Annotated in this window: 1 protein-coding gene; it reads right to left on the bottom strand. The window is 70.2% G+C overall.

Features of this window, described 5'->3' with window-relative positions:
• Nucleotides 1–28: 28 nt before the first annotated feature.
• Nucleotides 29–421, bottom strand: a complete 393-nt coding sequence (locus FY251_RS20955) for a plasmid mobilization protein (protein WP_148416865.1) — start codon at nucleotides 419–421, stop codon at nucleotides 29–31.
• Nucleotides 422–504 lie beyond the last annotated feature (83 nt).

Raw genomic sequence — 504 nt, 5'->3', positions numbered from 1 at the left:
GTCGTACTCAGCGGCCCCGCGGAAGCCCTTACCCTTGATCTGCTTCGCGATCATCACCGATCCCCAGTAGGGCAAGGCGCAGCCGCTGCACCTCAGCGTGCACCTCCTGCAGCATCCCGGTTTCAACGCTCACCGGCTGGCCCTCGTTCGCCGCTTTGGCAAGCTGGTTCAGGTTAGCGGCCAGCCGCGCCAGCTCGGCGTACTGCTCGCGATTCGCAGCGGGCACGGGCGGCGATGGCAGACGCCGGGTCAACGCACACTCGCGCAGGAGCTGGCCCGGCGTGATGCCTTGGGAATCGGCCCGCTCGGCCAGCGTCTCCCGCTCATCCGGGCGCACGCGGACCCCGATGGTGAGGGTCCGCCGCTCGCCCGGATCGAGCGGCGGGCGGCCACCAGGATGGCGGTCGGCGTCTTTCGCCATGATCGAGCCTCCGGCGAGTGAATGGGCCGGTGGGGAGCGAAGCGACCCGCCGGCGGGGTTAAGGGGCGCAGCCCCTTACAAGC

Origin of the sequence: Haloferax sp. KTX1, assembly GCF_902410085.1 — an archaeon.
GTDB classification, from domain to species: domain Archaea; phylum Halobacteriota; class Halobacteria; order Halobacteriales; family Haloferacaceae; genus Haloferax; species Haloferax massiliensis.
The sequence above is the reverse complement of the archived record's forward strand: the minus strand, read 5'-3'. Positions and strand labels throughout refer to the sequence as shown.

What these genes read in the sequence shown, in the direction of transcription:
- FY251_RS20955 (WP_148416865.1), bottom strand. Translation starts at nt 421, where the DNA reads ATGGCGAAAGACGCCGACCGCCATCCTGGTGGCCGCCCGCCGCTCGAT.